We start from the raw sequence: 14483 nt of genomic DNA, 5'->3' as shown, positions 1-14483 counted from the left end.
GATGTTCGGACCGGTGCACCTGCGCGGCGGCGTCGTCGTCCCCGACGACGAGCTCGCCTGGCGGTTCTCGCGCGCGGGCGGCCCGGGCGGGCAGAACGTCAACAAGACCGACTCGCGCGTCGAGCTCAGCTGGGACGCCGAGCGCAGCGCGGCGCTCTCGCCCGCGCTGCGCGAGCGCGTGCTTGAGCGGCTCGGCGGCCGCCTCGTGCGCGGCGTGCTCACGATCGCCGCATCCGAGCAGCGTTCGCAGCTGCGCAACCGCGAGGCGGCGCTCGCGCGCTTCGTCGCGCTGCTCGACGCCGCGCTCGCGCCGCCGGGCCCGCCACGCCGGGCCACCCGGCCGAGCCGGAACTCGCGGCGCCGCCGGACCGAGTCCGAGCAGCGCCGCCGCCAGGTCAAGGCCGGGCGGCGGCGGCCACCGGCTGGCTGACGGGCGGGTCGCCCGCAGCCTCGTCGCGGACCATGCGGATCCACAGGAACAACGCGAACCCGCCGAAGATCCACCACTGGGCCGCGTACGCGAGGTTCTGCACGTTGTAGTTGCCGCTGTCGCTCGTGCCCAACGTCGGCGGCCCCAGCAGCGCGAGCCCGGCGGGCTGCGCCGGGCTCGCCTCCGTGAGCACGACGTACCCGGCGTAGATCGGGCCGCCCCACGAGTTGACGAGCTGGGCCGAGCTGACGGCGTCGGTCTGGCCGGGGGCACTCGCCCCCTGCCCGCCGCCCTCGGACACCTGCAGGTGGCCGGTCACCGTGACGACGCCCGCGGGCGGCTCGAGCAGGTCGACCGCGTCGGCCGGGTCCTCGACCCAGCCGCGCACGACCGGGAGCACCGGGTCGGCGCCGGTCCAGCCGGCGGCGCCGCCGCCGGTGACCCGCAACGGCGTGAGCACGAGGTAGCCGGCCCGGCCGTCGAGCACCCGGTCGACGACGAGCAGCTGGCCGGCGGCCTCGTAGGTGCCGCTCACGGTGACGGCGCGGCCGACGAGCTCGCCGTTGAACGACTCCTGCGGCGCGAGCACGTCGCCGAGCGGCTCCGGGGCGGCCGACTCGCGCGCCGCGACCTGCTGGCGCTCGAGCTGCTCGCCGCGGCTCTGCGCACGGTCGAGCTGCCAGGCCCCCAGGCGCCCGCAGACGGCCGCCGCCGCGAGCAGCACGACGAGCAGCACGAGCAGGCGGGGGCGCGTCGCGGCACGCAGCAACGTCGTCGGTGGCGAGTCGGGCGCGGGCACCCCAGCAAACTACCCGGCCCGAAGCGGCGGGGCCGATCCGCGTGAGCGCGATCACACCGTCGATCTAGTGACATGATTTCACCACCTGATGACCGTTCGACCACGCCGCGCCGGGACCCCTGGTCCCCCGAAGCACCGCCCTCCGGACGACGTCTCGTCAGGCCAGACGACCGCTGGCGCGTCCGCCCGGCGGGATGGCACCGCATCATGGGAGACCTTCCTCATGCACACGCAGACGATCAGCCCGGCGGTCGACGCACCCGCGGCCTGGGCAGCACGCCCCGATCGCCCCCTCACCGACGAGACCCTCAACCTCGTGGACGCCTGGTGGCGCGCCGCGAACTATCTGTCGATCGGACAGATCTACCTGCTCAACAACCCCCTGCTGCGCCGCCCGCTCGAGCGCGACGACGTCAAGCCCCGCCTCGTCGGCCACTGGGGCACGACGCCGGGCCTCAACTTCATCTACGCGCACCTGAACCGCGCGATCGTCGAGCGCTCGCTGTCGACGATGTACATCACCGGACCGGGCCACGGCGGCCCCGGACTCGTCGCCAACGCCTACCTCGACGGCACGTACTCCGAGGTCTACACCGACATCACCCAGGACGACGAGGGCCTGAACCGGCTCTTCCAGCAGTTCTCCTTCCCCGGCGGGATTCCCAGCCACGTGGCCCCGGAGACCCCCGGCTCGATCCACGAGGGCGGCGAGCTCGGGTACGCGCTCTCCCACGCGTACGGCGCGGCGTTCGACAACCCGGACCTGCTCGTCGCGGCCGTCGTCGGCGACGGCGAGGCCGAGACCGGGCCCCTGGCGACCAGCTGGCACTCCAACAAGTTCGTCAACCCCGCGAAGGACGGCGTCGTCCTGCCGATCCTGCACCTGAACGGGTACAAGATCGCGAACCCGACCGTGCTCGCCCGGATCCCCGAGGACGAGCTCCTCGACCTCATGCGCGGCTACGGGCACGCGCCGCACGCGTTCACCGGCGGCTTCGACGGCGAGGACCCGGCGGCCGTGCACCGCCGCTTCGCCGAGCTGCTCGACGTCGTGCTCGACGAGATCGCCGAGATCAAGGCGCGCGCCGCCGCGGGCGACCTGTCCCGGCCGAAGTGGCCGATGATCATCATGCGCACCCCGAAGGGCTGGACCTGCCCGCCGGTCATCGACGGCAAGCAGGTCGAGAACTCCTGGCGCTCGCACCAGGTCCCGCTCTCGAGCGCGCGCGACACCGACGCGCACCTCAAGATCCTCGAGGGCTGGCTGAAGTCGTACCGGGCCGAGGAGCTCTTCGACGAGACCGGCCACCTCGTGCCGGAGCTCGCCGCGACGGCGCCCCGCGGGCACCTGCGCATGAGCGACAACCTGCACACCAACGGCGGGCTGCTGCTGCGCGACCTCCGCCTGCCGGACTTCCGCGACTTCGCCGTCGACGTCCCGGTCCCCGGCGGGTCGATCAGCGAGGCGACCAAGGTGCTCGGCCAGTGGCTCGCCGAGGTCATCAAGCTCAACCCCGACAACTTCCGGATCTTCGGGCCGGACGAGACCGCGTCGAACCGCCTGCAGGCCGTCTACGAGGTCACCGACAAGCAGTGGAACGCCGAGTACCTGACGACCGACGAGGGCGAGCACCTCGCCCGCGCGGGCCGCGTGATGGAGATGCTCTCGGAGCACCAGTGCCAGGGGTGGCTCGAGGGCTACCTCCTGACCGGCCGGCACGGGATGTTCAGCTGCTACGAGGCGTTCATCCACATCATCGACTCGATGTTCAACCAGCACGCCAAGTGGCTCAAGGTCAGCCACGAGATCCCGTGGCGTCGGCCGGTCGCGTCCCTGAACTACCTGCTCTCGAGCCACGTGTGGCGCCAGGACCACAACGGCTTCAGCCACCAGGACCCCGGCTTCATCGACCACGTCGTGAACAAGAAGGCCGAGGTCGTCCGGGTGTACCTGCCGCCGGACGCGAACACGCTGCTGTCGACGTACGACCACTGCCTGCGCAGCCGCGACTACGTCAACGTCGTCGTCGCCGGCAAGCAGCCCGCGCCGAACTTCCTCACGATGGACCAGGCCGTCGCGCACTGCGCGCGCGGGCTCGGCATCTGGGAGTGGGCAGGCAACGAGCGCCCGGGCGAGCAGCCCGACGTCGTGCTCGGCTGCGCGGGGGACGTCCCGACGCTCGAGATCCTCGCCGCCGCGGACCTGCTGCGCCAGCACCTGCCCGACCTGACGGTGCGCGTCGTCAACGTGCTCGACCTGATGCGCCTGCAGGACGAGCGCGAGCACCCGCACGGCCTCTCCGACCGCGACTTCGACGCCCTGTTCACCACGGACCGGCCCGTCGTCTTCGCCTACCACGGCTACCCGTGGCTCATCCACCGCCTGACCTACCGGCGCGCGGGCCACTCCAACATCCACGTGCGCGGGTACAAGGAGGAGGGCACGACCACGACACCGTTCGACATGGTCATGCTCAACGACCTCGACCGCTTCCACCTCGTGATGGATGTGATCGACCGGGTTCCGAGCCTCGGATCCCGGGCAGCAGGCCTGCGCCAGCAGATGGCTGACGCACGGCTCGAAGCACGCCAGTACACCCGGACGCACGGCGAAGACATGCCGTCGATCGCGAACTGGGTCTGGCCCGACGCCGGGGACACGGCGACCGAGATCGGTGGCCCGCAGGGCTCCTCGGTGATTTCCACAGGAGGAGACAACGAATGACTGAGTCCGCACAGCAGACCGAGGCCGCGGTCACCCGCAGCATCTACATCACCTCGCCCGAGGGCGGCACCGGGAAGTCGACGGTGGCCCTCGGCGTCGTCGACCTCCTGACCCGCCGCGCGCAGCGCGTCGGCATCTTCCGCCCGATCTCCCCCGCGGGCGGCGAGCGCGACTACGTGCTCGAGCTGCTGCTCGCGCACGACGGCGTCGACGTCCCCTACGAGCTGTGCGTCGGGGTGACCTACGAGCAGGTCCACGACGACCTCGAGGGCGCGCTGTCCGAGATCGTCGAGAAGTACCACGAGGTCGCGCGGCGCTGCGACGTCGTCGTCGTCGTCGGCACGGACTACACGGACGTCGCCGGCCCCACCGAGCTGTACTACAACGCCCGGATCGCCGCGAACCTCGGCGCCCCGGTGCTGCTCGTCGTCAGCGGCAAGGACCGCACCCCCGAGGAGGTGCGCCAGGTGACCGGCCTCGCGATCGGCGAGCTGCGCGCGAACCACGCGCAGGTCATCGGGATCGTCGCGAACCGCTGTACGGCGACCGACCTGTCCTCCGTGCTGGCCGCGCTGACCGGCCCCGCGCCGGTCTGGGCCGTCCCCGAGGAGCCGTTCCTCAGCGCCCCGACGGTTCGCGCCCTCATGGAGGCCGTCGAGGGCAAGCTCGCGATCGGCGACGAGGGCCTGCTCAGCCGCGAGGCGCTCGACGTGCAGGTCGGCGCGATGTCGTTCGAGCACCTGCTCGACCGGCTCTCGGACGGCGCCGTCGTGATCACCCCCGGTGACCGCTACGACATCCTGCTCGGCCTGCTCACCGCGCACGCCGCGGCCGGCTTCCCGTCGCTCGCGGCGATCATCCTCAACGGCGGCTACTACCCGCCGGCGCCCGTGGCGCGCCTGGTCGAGAGCCTCGGCCAGCGGCTGCCGATCATCCGCACCGACCTCGGCACGTTCCGCACGGCCAGCGCGGCCGCGCAGACCAGCGGGCGCCTGACGGCCGACTCGCAGCGCAAGATGGACATGGCGCTGGCCCTGACAGAGCAGCACATCGACGGTGCGGCGCTGCTCGCGGCACTCGACGTTCCCCGCGCGGAGGTCATCACCCCGCTCATGTTCGAGTACAACCTGCTCGACCAGGCGCGCTCGGACCGCCGGCACATCGTGCTCCCCGAGGGGGCGGACGACCGCATCCTGCGGGCCGCGAGCACCCTGCTCGAGCGCCAGGTCGCCGACCTGACCCTCCTCGGCGACGAGGCCTCAATCCGGACTCGCGCCACCGAGCTCGGCCTCGACCTCGACGACGCCACGATCGTCGACCCGCGCGCGGGCGAGCTGCTCGAGCGCTTCGCGCAGGAGTACACCGTGCTGCGCGCGCACAAGGGCATGACCGTCGAGCGGGCCCGCGAGATCGTCTCGTCGGTCTCGTACTTCGGCACGATGATGGTCGGCCTCGGCCTGGCCGACGGCATGGTCTCGGGCGCGATGCACACCACCGCGCACACCATCAAGCCGTCGTTCGAGATCATCAAGACGATCCCGGGCGTCTCCGTCGTCTCCGGCGTCTTCCTCATGTGCCTCGCCGACCGCGTGCTGGTCTACGGGGACTGCGCCGTCAACATCGACCCGACCGCCGAGCAGCTCGCGGACATCGCGATCACCTCGGCCGCGACGGCCACCCAGTTCGGCATCGAGCCGCGCATCGCGATGCTGTCCTACTCGACCGGCGAGTCCGCCGGCGGGGCCGACGTCGACAAGGTCCGGGCCGCGACCGAGCTCGTGCGCGCCCGCCGCCCCGACCTCATCATCGAGGGCCCCATCCAGTACGACGCCGCGGTCGACGCGGCTGTCGCCAAGGCGAAGATGCCCGACTCGCTCGTCGCCGGGCGCGCCACGGTGTTCATCTTCCCGGACCTCAACACCGGGAACAACACCTACAAGGCCGTGCAGCGCTCGTCGGGCGCCGTCGCGATCGGACCGATCCTGCAGGGGCTGCGCAAGCCGGTCAACGACCTCTCGCGCGGCGCCCTCGTCGGAGACATTGTCAACACCGTCGCGTTCACCGCGATCCAGGCCCAGGCGCTTCGCGCGCAGGCGCAGGCCCAGGCCACGACCCCTCAGGAGCAGACCGTATGAGCTCGCTCGTTCTCGTCATCAACGCGGGGTCCTCCTCGATCAAGTACCAGCTCACCGACGCCGTCTCGGGCGAGGCCGTCGCCGGCGGCATCATCGAGCGCATCGGCCAGGCGCTCAGCAGCGTCAAGCACGACGGCCCGGACGGCCGCACGAAGCTCGAGCAGCCGGTGCCGAACCACGAGGCGGGCATCGCCACGATCCTCGACCTGTTCGCGACGCACGGCCCCGACCTGCGTGAGGTCACCCTCACGGCGGTCGGGCACCGCGTGGTGCAGGGCGGCACCCGGTTCACCGGCCCGGCCGTGGTCGACGACAGCGTCGAGGCCGCGATCGAGGAGTGGTCCGCGCTCGCCCCGCTGCACAACCCCGCGAACCTCTCCGGGATCCGCGCCGCCCGCGCCGCGTTCCCGGACGTGCCGCACATCGCGGTGTTCGACACGTCGTTCCACTCGACGCTGCCGCCCGCCGCGTACACGTATGCGATCGACCGCGAGCTCGCGCGCAAGCACTCCATCCGCCGCTACGGCTACCACGGCACGTCGCACCAGTTCGTCTCCCGCACGACGGCGGAGCTGCTCGGCAAGGACCCGAGCGAGGTCAACGTCATCGTGCTGCACCTCGGCAACGGCGCCTCGGCGTCGGCGGTGCGCGGCGGCGTCTGCGTCGAGACCTCGATGGGGCTCACGCCGCTCGAGGGCCTCGTCATGGGCACCCGCTCGGGCGACCTCGACCCGGCGATGCTCATCCACCTGGGCCGCGTCGCGGGCATGAGCCTCGACGACCTCGACGTCATGCTGAACCGCGAGTCCGGCATGCTCGGCATGTCCGGGTTCTCGGACATGCGCGACATCGAGGACGCGGTGGCCGCCGGCGACGTCAACGCCATCACGGCCAGCGAGGTCTACTACCACCGGATCAAGGGCTACGTGGGCAACTACTACGCCCAGCTCGGGCACGTCGACGCCATCGCCTTCACGGCCGGCATCGGCGAGAACGACGACGCGGTTCGCCTGAACTCGCTCGCCGGCCTCGGGCGCCTCGGCATCGAGATCGACCCGGCCCGCAACAAGGTCCGCTCCCCCGAGCCCCGGGTCATCTCGACCGACGGCTCGGAGGTCACGGTCTTCGTGATCCCGACGAACGAGGAGCTCGAGATCGCCCGCCAGGCGGTCGCGCTCGTCGGCGCGTAGCTGTCACGGCGGGGCACCCGCCCGACCAGCCGACCCCCGGCGCGCCCTCGCGGCGTACCGGGGGTCGCGCTGCGTCCGGGCCTGCCGCACCGAGGCTCGGTCGGTCCCCGAACCCCACGCGAGTGGGCAATCGGTCGTTGCGCCCGCTCGTGTGGGCAGACGGTCCCCTCCAACCGCCCCACACCAGCAGATCCTCCACACTCGGGCGCCCGGCAGCTCGCGCCCGGCAGCGGGTCGGGTCAGGGGTGCAGGCGGCCCCTCAGGAACTCGACGACCGTGCCCAGCGGCCCGGCCGGGTCGACGCCCACGAAGCAGTGGTCGGCGCCGGGCACGACCTCGAGGACGACGTCGCGCGCCCCGGCCGCGAGCAGCGCGTCCCGCAGGCGCTCGCTCTGGTCGAGCGGCACGAGCGTGTCCGCGTCGCCGCTGATGAGCAGGACCGGGGGCGCCGACGCCGTCGCGTGGCTCACCGGGGACGCGGCGGCCGCGAGGGCGGGCGCCTGCTCGGGCGTCGCGCCGAGGAACCGTGACTCCGGCTCGTCCGGGACGAGCCCGGGCGGCAGGTTGCGGCTCGCGATCTCGGCGGAGAAGTCCGTGACGCCGTAGAGCACGGCCGCCGCCTGCACGACCGTGCTGGGACCTAGCAGGCCCACCGAGCCCTCGTACGCGCCGTCGTCGCCAGTGAGGGCGATCATCGCCGCGAGGTGCCCGCCGGCGCTCTCGCCGCACACCCCGAACCGCGCCGGGTCGAGGCCAAGCTCGCCGGCGTGGGCGCGCAGGAAGCGCACGGCGGACTTCACGTCGTGCAGCGCCGCCGGGAACAGCGCCTCGCCCGAGAGGCGGTAGTCCACGGTCGCGACGGCGAGGCCGGCCGCGATCAGCGACTCGAACAGCAGCCCCGCCGGCCAGGTCTCGGGCGTGAAGCGCCGGTCCCCGCTCTCCCACCCGCCGCCGTGCACCCACACGACGCAGGGCACCGGGCCGGCCGGTCCGGCTGGACCGGAGCTGCCGGCGAGACCAGAGCTGCCGGTTAGACCGGAGCTGCCGGCCGGACCGGAGCTGCCGGCCGGACCGCCGGCCGGGACGTGCACGTCCAGCAGGAGCGGCCGGAACCCGGACACCTGGGCGTACGTCAGGCCCCGGTAGCTCACCGCCCCGCGCACGGCCGCGGCCGCGTCGCGCGAGCCGAGCGTGTCGGTCGTCGTGTCGGTCACGCCCGACCGACCGCCTTGAGCAGCCGGAGCGCACCCGTGAACGCGCGCGTCCACTGCTCGGCGGGCAGCGCGTACATCCGGCCCAGGCCGATGCCGGGCAGCACCGGCGTCCCGCCGGGGCCGCGCAGCCCGTGCGCGCCGCGCTGCACCGCGACGGTCTGCTCACGCGTCACGTGCGCGAGGCCCGTCGCGGAGTGCCTGGCCCCGAGCCCGGACGCCTTCCAGCCGCCCTGCGGCGCGGCGACCGAGCCCCAGGACGCCGCGAACCCCTCGTTCACGTTGACGGACCCCGCCTCGATGCGGGCCGCGATGGCCCGCCCGCGGCGGACGTCGCGGGTCCAGACGCTCGCCGTCAGCCCGAACTCGGTGTCGTTCATGGCGGCGACCGCCTCGTCGTCGGACGCGACCGGGTACACCGCGACGACCGGCCCGAACGTCTCCTCGCGGAACGCCAGCGCGTCGGCCGGGACGTCCGTGAGCACGGTCGGCTCGAAGAACAGGGGGCCGAGGTCGCCCCGCGCGGTCCCGCCGGTCAGGACGGTCGCGCCGCGGGCGACGGCGTCTTCGACGTGCGCGGTGACCTTCGCCAGGTGCGCCGCGGTGGTGAGGGAGCCGACGTCGGCCTGGTAGTCGAGCCCCGCGCCCAGCACGAGCTGGCGCACCCGGCGCACGAACGCGACGACGAACGCGTCCGCGACCGCCTCGTGCACGTACACGCGCTCGATCGACACGCACAGCTGCCCGGCGCTCGCGAAGCACGCGCGGACGGCGCCCTCGGCGGCCACCTCGACGTCGACGTCGTCGGCGACGTAGAGCGGGTTCTTGCCGCCGAGCTCGAGGCTCGCGCCGACCAGGCGCCGCCCGGCCTGCGCCCCCACGATCCGGCCCGTCGCCGTCGAGCCGGTGAAGCAGACGTGGTCGACGGCGTCCACGACCGCGCCGCCGATCGACTCGCCGTCGCCCACCACGACCTGGACGAGCCCCGCGGGCAGGCCCGCGGCCTCGAGCTGCTCGACGCCCCACAGCGCCGTGAGCGCCGTCTGGGTGTCGGGCTTGAGCAGCACCGCGTTCCCGGCCACGAGCGCGGGCAGCACGTCGCCCAGCGACAGCGCGAGCGGGTAGTTCCACGGCGAGATGACGCCGACGACGCCGACGGGGTGCCGACGCACCCGCACCTGCGTGAGGACCGGCACGAGGCCCCCGACGCCCCGGTCGGCGAGCAGCGCGCCCGCGCGGCGGCCGAAGTAGCGCGCGACGAGCGCGATGTCGGCGACCTCGGCGAACGCGTCGACGCGGGACTTGCCCGACTCGAGCTGGAGCAGGTCGAGGATGTCGGACTGCTGCGTCAGCACCAGGTCGTGCAGCCGCAGCAGCACGGCCGCCCGCTCGGCGACGGGGCGCGCCGCCCAGGTGCGCTGGGCGGCGCGCGCCAGCCGGGCCGCGCGGGCGACGTCGTCGGGGGTCGAGAGCGGGACGGCGGCGAGCGGGCCGCCGGTGAACGGCGCAAACGTCATCTCGGTCCGGGCCCCGGGCGAGACGACGATCTTGTCGAGCAGCACGCGCACGTCGTCGGGTTCGAGCACGTAGGTCGCGCGCGGGTCGGTCTCCGGGTCGATCAGCTGCGGGTGGCGCGGGTCGGACGTCATGTCGGCCAGGCTACGACGGTCGGGCCGGCAGCGCGTGGCTCAGGGCCGGCAGCGTGTGGCTCAGGCCGGCGGGTTCACCCGGCGCTGTCGGCCACGAGCAGGCTGAGGATCGCCTCGGGCGCCTGCGCGGTGCGCAGCGCCTCGGCCCGGACCGGGTCCAGCAGGATCCGGGCGAGCTCGGCGAGGATCTCGACGTGCCCGTCGCCCGCGGCGGCGATGCCGATGCAGACCGTCACCGTGCCCGAGCCCCAGTCGACGCCCGCGGGGAATCGCAGCACGCACAGCGCGTCGCGATGCACGGCGTCCTTGCCGGCGAACATCCCGTGCGGGATGGCGAAGCCGTCGCCGAGGTAGGTCGAGAACGACGCCTCGCGCTCGAGCATCGAGGCGACGTACGACGGCTCGACCGCGCCGGCGTCGACGAGCGCCTGCCCGCACATCCGCACGGCCTGGACCCGATCGTCCGCGTGCTCGTCGAGCCGGATCAGGTCGCGCGTGAGCAGGCTCGCCGGGTCAACGGGCATCGCTGCCCACCGCCGCTGCCGTCGGTCGCGCCGGGGTGGGCGCCGTCGCTGTTGCGTCGCTGGTCACGGGGTTCCTCCACGCATCGTCACTGTGACCCCCAGTGTGGACCCCCACACGACGCAGCGCCCGCACCCGCCGGTCGCTGGGACCAGGGGTGCGGGCGCTGCGACGGACGCGGGCCGAGCTGGACTACGGCTCGATCGTGACCTTGATGGCCTCGCCGCGCGAGACGATGCCGATGCCCTCGAGCACCTGATCGAGCGGCAGGAGGTGCGTGATGAGGTCCTTGACCGGCACGCTGCCGTCGGCGATCTTGGCGAGCGCGCGCTTGTTGTGCTCCGGGCTGGAGCCGTTCGCGCCGATGATCATGAGCTCGCGGTAGTGCACGAGATTCGAGTCGAGCGCGATGACCGAGTTGTCCTTGGGCAGCCCGCCGAAGAAGCTGATCCGACCCTCGCGGGCGACCATCTGCAGCGCCTGCTCCTGGGCCTTGCCGGAGGCGGCCGCGGTAATGATGACGTCGGCCCCGCGACCGTTCGTGAGCTTCAGGACGGCCTCGATCGGGTCCTCTTCGGCGGCGCAGATCGCGGCGTCGGGCTTGACGATGGCCGCGGCCATGTCGAGGCGTTCGCGGCTGAGCTCGACCAGGAAGACGCGGCCCGCGCCGTGCGACCGGGCGACCTGCACGTGCAGGCAGCCGATGGGGCCGGAGCCGATGACGACGACGTCGTTGCCGGGCTCCACCCGGACGAGCTCCTGCGCGTTGATCGCGCACGCCAGCGGCTCGGCGACGGAGGCCTCGGCGTAGCTGACGCCCTCGGGGATCCGGTTCAGGCCGTCGACGTCGAGCACGACCTTGGGGACGATCATGAACTCGGCGAAGCCGCCGTCGAACTGGTAGCCCATCGAGACCTGGTTGGGGCAGATCGTCATGTGCCCGGCGAGACAGTCCGCGCACTTGCCGCACGGGATCGCCGCGATGACCTGGACGCGGTCGCCCGCGGCCCACCCGGTGACGTCGGCGCCGACCTCGACGACCTCGCCGGCGATCTCGTGGCCCATGACGCGCGGCGGGGTGATGTTCTGGTGGCCGAACTTCGAGATCTTGACGTCCGTGCCGCAGGCGGAGCAGGCGCGGACGCGAATCTTGACGTCACCGGCGCCGGGCGAAGGCTCGGGTGCATCCTCGAGGCGAATGTCTCCGGGGGCGTGGAACCGTGCGACTCTCATGACTCTCCTTCGTTGGGTGGTCCGGGCGCGGCCGTCGGTGGCCGCGGGAGCGCGGTGGAGTTCAGCGCGTCAAGGGCTTGCACGCTCGGGGTTCGACGTGCTCGAGTCACCTGGATGGTCCAGTGCGCGCACGTTGACTCCATCGTCCGGATCGGGCTTGCTTCTGTGCACCCTGCGCATCGAGTTTACACGCGGCAGTCGCCAAGTCAACATATTCGGACATGATCGGATGTAAACGGGGCCGCCCAGACATAGCAACGGGGGTGTCGCAGAAGGGATCGCGATCTGGCATCATGCCCGATTGCCCGCCTAGGGCTTGACGGCTCACAGAAACGGAACTATACAAAGACGTTGCAACATTTTGATAGGGCAACGCGACCGGGTCAGACAACGGAGTCAGTCAGCAGGACAACGCAGTCGTTCCGGCGCCTCACGTGTCAGCACCGACACCAGGCACCGAGAACCCGATCGGACAAGTCAGCGTCGACGGCCGAAGAGAAAGAGTGCGAACCATGACCACAGTTGCGGCTGATCCTCCGGTCCAGACGGGACGGAAGACTGCTCAAGTGCACGTGCAGCGTTTCGGGGCATTTCTCACCGGCATGATCATGCCGAACCTCCCGGCGTTCGTCGCCTGGGGCCTGATCACCTCCCTCTTCATCTCCGCCGGCTGGACGCCCAACGGCATCCTCGGCGGGTTCGGCAACGCCGACCTCATCGGCTGGCAGGGCGCCGCCACGGCGCTCGCGACCGCCGAAGACGGCACGACGTTCCCGCAGTACCTCGGCCTCGTCGGCCCGATGATCACCTACCTGCTGCCGCTGCTGATCGCCAACCAGGGCGGCCGGATGGTCTACGGCGAGCGCGGCGGCGTCGTCGCCTCGATCGCGTGCATGGGCGTCGTCGTGGGCAGCACCGTACCCATGTTCCTCGGCGCGATGATCGTCGGCCCGCTCGCTGCGTGGCTGATGAAGAAGGTCGACTCCATCTGGGACGGCAAGATCCGGCCCGGGTTCGAGATGCTCGTCAACATGTACTCGGCGGGGATCGTCGGCATGGGCCTGGCCATCGGCGCGTTCTTCGGCATCGCCCCGGTCGTCACCAAGTTCAGCGAGATCCTCGGCAACGGCGTGCAGTCGCTCGCCGACGCGAACCTGCTGCCCTTGATGAGCATCATCGTCGAACCGGCGAAGGTGCTGTTCCTCAACAACGCCATCGGCAACGGCGTCCTCGTCCCGCTCGGCATCCAGCAGACCATCGACTCCGGCCGGTCGCTGCTGTTCCTGGTCGAAGCGAACCCCGGCCCCGGGCTCGGCCTGCTGCTCGCGTACACGTTCTTCGGGATCGGCGCTTCCAAGGCGTCCGCGCCCGGCGCGGCGATCATCCAGTTCTTCGGCGGGATCCACGAGGTGTACTTCCCGTTCGTGCTCATGAAGCCGGCGCTCATCGTCGGCCTCATCGCGGGTGGAGCGACCGGGGTCGCGACCAACCAGCTGTTCGGCAGCGGCCTGGTGGCGCCCGCCTCTCCCGGCAGCATCATCGCCGTGCTCGCGCAGACCGAGCGCAGCAGCTACTTCGGCGTCATTCTCTCCGTGGTGCTCTCGGGAGTCGTCTCGTTCCTCATCTGCGGCGTCATCCTGCGCGCATCTCGCTCTCGGGACCTCGCGGCCGGTGCGGACGGCGGCCTCGCTGAGGCGATCGCCCAGACCGAGGCCAACAAGGGCAAGAAGAGCGACGCCCTCGGCCGCCTCGCGCCGGCCACGGCCGGCGCGGCGACGACCGCGACCGCCGTGCTCAGCCGCCCGATCCACTCGATCGTCTTCGCGTGCGACGCGGGCATGGGCTCGAGCGCGATGGGCGCCAGCGTCCTGCGGTCGAAGCTCAAGAAGGCGGGCGTCACTGACGTGACCGTCGTCAACCTCGCGGTCGCCAACCTGCATGACGACGCGGACATCGTGATCAGCCAGCGTGAGCTGACGGACCGGGCGCGACGCCAGGCCCCGACGTCGGAGCACCTGTCGGTCGACAACTTCATGAACTCGCCCGTCTACGACACGGTCGTCGAGCGTGTCGTCGCGAGCCACGAGCAGGGAGGCACCGCATGACCGAGATCCTGTCCAAGGACCTCATCCTGGCTGCAGGCCGCGCCAGGACCCGGGACGATGCGATCGTCGAGGCGGGCAACCTGCTGCTGGCCGCGGGCGCCGTCACGTCCTCCTACGTCGAGGCGATGCTCGAGCGCGAGCGCTCGTTCTCGACGTACATGGGCAGCTTCCTGGCCATCCCGCACGGCACGAACGAGTCCAAGGAGTCCATCGTCCGGTCGGCGGTTTCGCTCGTGCGGTACGAGGACCCGATCGACTGGAACGGGCACGAGGTGCGCATCGTCGTCGGGATCGCCGGCGTCAACAACGAGCACCTGAGCATCCTGTCGAAGATCGCGGTGATCTTCTCCGACTCGGACGAGGCGAAGAAGATGCTCGAGGCGACCACGCAGGACGAGATCTACGAGGTCCTCGCCGCGGTCAACGAGGAGTAGCGCACGACACAGGCGCGGCCGGTGCAGATCTGCACCGGCCGCGCCTTCGT

General features: G+C 71.8%; 11 protein-coding genes. 6 read left to right on the top strand and 5 right to left on the bottom strand.

The window, feature by feature from the left end; all coding sequences use genetic code 11:
- Position 1 precedes the first annotated feature (1 nt).
- A complete protein-coding gene (arfB, locus tag J4E96_RS02580; protein ID WP_227425640.1) occupies positions 2-430 on the top strand; it encodes an alternative ribosome rescue aminoacyl-tRNA hydrolase ArfB in 429 nt (142 codons plus the stop codon).
- On the opposite strand, the gene J4E96_RS02575 is transcribed toward arfB, so the two are convergent.
- Positions 396-1229 (bottom strand): SURF1 family protein, encoded by an 834-nt coding sequence (locus J4E96_RS02575; RefSeq protein ID WP_227424240.1) that lies wholly within the window; start codon positions 1227-1229, stop codon positions 396-398. The genes arfB and J4E96_RS02575 overlap by 35 nt on opposite strands.
- Before the next feature lie 223 nt (positions 1230-1452).
- Between J4E96_RS02575 and J4E96_RS02570 the strand changes: the two genes are divergently transcribed.
- From J4E96_RS02570 to J4E96_RS02560, 3 genes are read left to right on the top strand one after another with little or no spacing between them, the layout of a single operon-like run.
- The gene (locus J4E96_RS02570) at positions 1453-3954 is read left to right on the top strand and encodes a phosphoketolase family protein (protein WP_227424239.1); all 2502 of its coding nucleotides are present in this window, start codon (positions 1453-1455) and stop codon (positions 3952-3954) included.
- The gene (gene pta, locus J4E96_RS02565; protein ID WP_227424238.1) at positions 3951-6089 is read left to right on the top strand and encodes a phosphate acetyltransferase; all 2139 of its coding nucleotides are present in this window, start codon (positions 3951-3953) and stop codon (positions 6087-6089) included. Before J4E96_RS02570 ends, pta begins: the two co-directional genes overlap by 4 nt.
- Positions 6086-7279: an acetate/propionate family kinase gene (locus tag J4E96_RS02560; RefSeq protein WP_227424237.1), complete on the top strand. Its 1194-nt coding sequence runs from the start codon at positions 6086-6088 to the stop codon at positions 7277-7279. Before pta ends, J4E96_RS02560 begins: the two co-directional genes overlap by 4 nt.
- A 239-nt stretch (positions 7280-7518) precedes the next feature.
- Here J4E96_RS02560 and J4E96_RS02555 read toward each other — a convergent pair whose 3' ends face one another.
- From J4E96_RS02555 to J4E96_RS02540, 4 genes are all read right to left on the bottom strand, one after another.
- On the bottom strand, positions 7519-8493 hold the full coding sequence (locus tag J4E96_RS02555; protein WP_227424236.1) for an alpha/beta hydrolase: 975 nt from the start codon (positions 8491-8493) through the stop codon (positions 7519-7521).
- Positions 8490-10139: a succinic semialdehyde dehydrogenase gene (locus J4E96_RS02550; protein WP_227424235.1), complete on the bottom strand. Its 1650-nt coding sequence runs from the start codon at positions 10137-10139 to the stop codon at positions 8490-8492. Before J4E96_RS02550 ends, J4E96_RS02555 begins: the two co-directional genes overlap by 4 nt.
- 74 nt (positions 10140-10213) lie before the next feature.
- The gene (locus J4E96_RS02545; protein WP_227424234.1) at positions 10214-10663 is read right to left on the bottom strand and encodes a PTS sugar transporter subunit IIA; all 450 of its coding nucleotides are present in this window, start codon (positions 10661-10663) and stop codon (positions 10214-10216) included.
- Positions 10664-10853: 190 nt separating this feature from the next.
- A complete protein-coding gene (locus J4E96_RS02540) occupies positions 10854-11894 on the bottom strand; it encodes a zinc-dependent dehydrogenase (RefSeq protein ID WP_227424233.1) in 1041 nt (346 codons plus the stop codon).
- Between the two features lie 512 nt (positions 11895-12406).
- Here J4E96_RS02540 and J4E96_RS02535 point away from each other — a divergent pair.
- Positions 12407-13999 (top strand): PTS mannitol transporter subunit IICB, encoded by a 1593-nt coding sequence (locus J4E96_RS02535; protein WP_227424232.1) that lies wholly within the window; start codon positions 12407-12409, stop codon positions 13997-13999.
- On the top strand, positions 13996-14433 hold the full coding sequence (locus J4E96_RS02530) for a PTS sugar transporter subunit IIA (protein WP_227424231.1): 438 nt from the start codon (positions 13996-13998) through the stop codon (positions 14431-14433). Before J4E96_RS02535 ends, J4E96_RS02530 begins: the two co-directional genes overlap by 4 nt.
- Positions 14434-14483: the final 50 nt, after the last annotated feature.

It is taken from the genome of Pengzhenrongella sicca, assembly GCF_017569225.1.
Lineage (GTDB): Bacteria > Actinomycetota > Actinomycetes > Actinomycetales > Cellulomonadaceae > Pengzhenrongella > Pengzhenrongella sicca.
Note: the sequence above shows the minus strand (reverse complement) of the source record. Positions and strands in the feature narration are given on the sequence as shown.

Coding starts and splice junctions, on each gene's coding strand:
- J4E96_RS02550 (WP_227424235.1), bottom strand. CDS start 10,139: ATGACGTCCGACCCGCGCCACCCGCAGCTGATCGACCCGGAGACCGAC.
- J4E96_RS02535 (WP_227424232.1), top strand. CDS start 12,407: ATGACCACAGTTGCGGCTGATCCTCCGGTCCAGACGGGACGGAAGACT.
- J4E96_RS02570 (WP_227424239.1), top strand. CDS start 1,453: ATGCACACGCAGACGATCAGCCCGGCGGTCGACGCACCCGCGGCCTGG.
- J4E96_RS02540 (WP_227424233.1), bottom strand. CDS start 11,894: ATGAGAGTCGCACGGTTCCACGCCCCCGGAGACATTCGCCTCGAGGAT.
- J4E96_RS02545 (WP_227424234.1), bottom strand. CDS start 10,663: ATGCCCGTTGACCCGGCGAGCCTGCTCACGCGCGACCTGATCCGGCTC.
- pta (WP_227424238.1), top strand. CDS start 3,951: ATGACTGAGTCCGCACAGCAGACCGAGGCCGCGGTCACCCGCAGCATC.
- J4E96_RS02530 (WP_227424231.1), top strand. CDS start 13,996: ATGACCGAGATCCTGTCCAAGGACCTCATCCTGGCTGCAGGCCGCGCC.
- arfB (WP_227425640.1), top strand. CDS start 2: ATGTTCGGACCGGTGCACCTGCGCGGCGGCGTCGTCGTCCCCGACGAC.
- J4E96_RS02560 (WP_227424237.1), top strand. CDS start 6,086: ATGAGCTCGCTCGTTCTCGTCATCAACGCGGGGTCCTCCTCGATCAAG.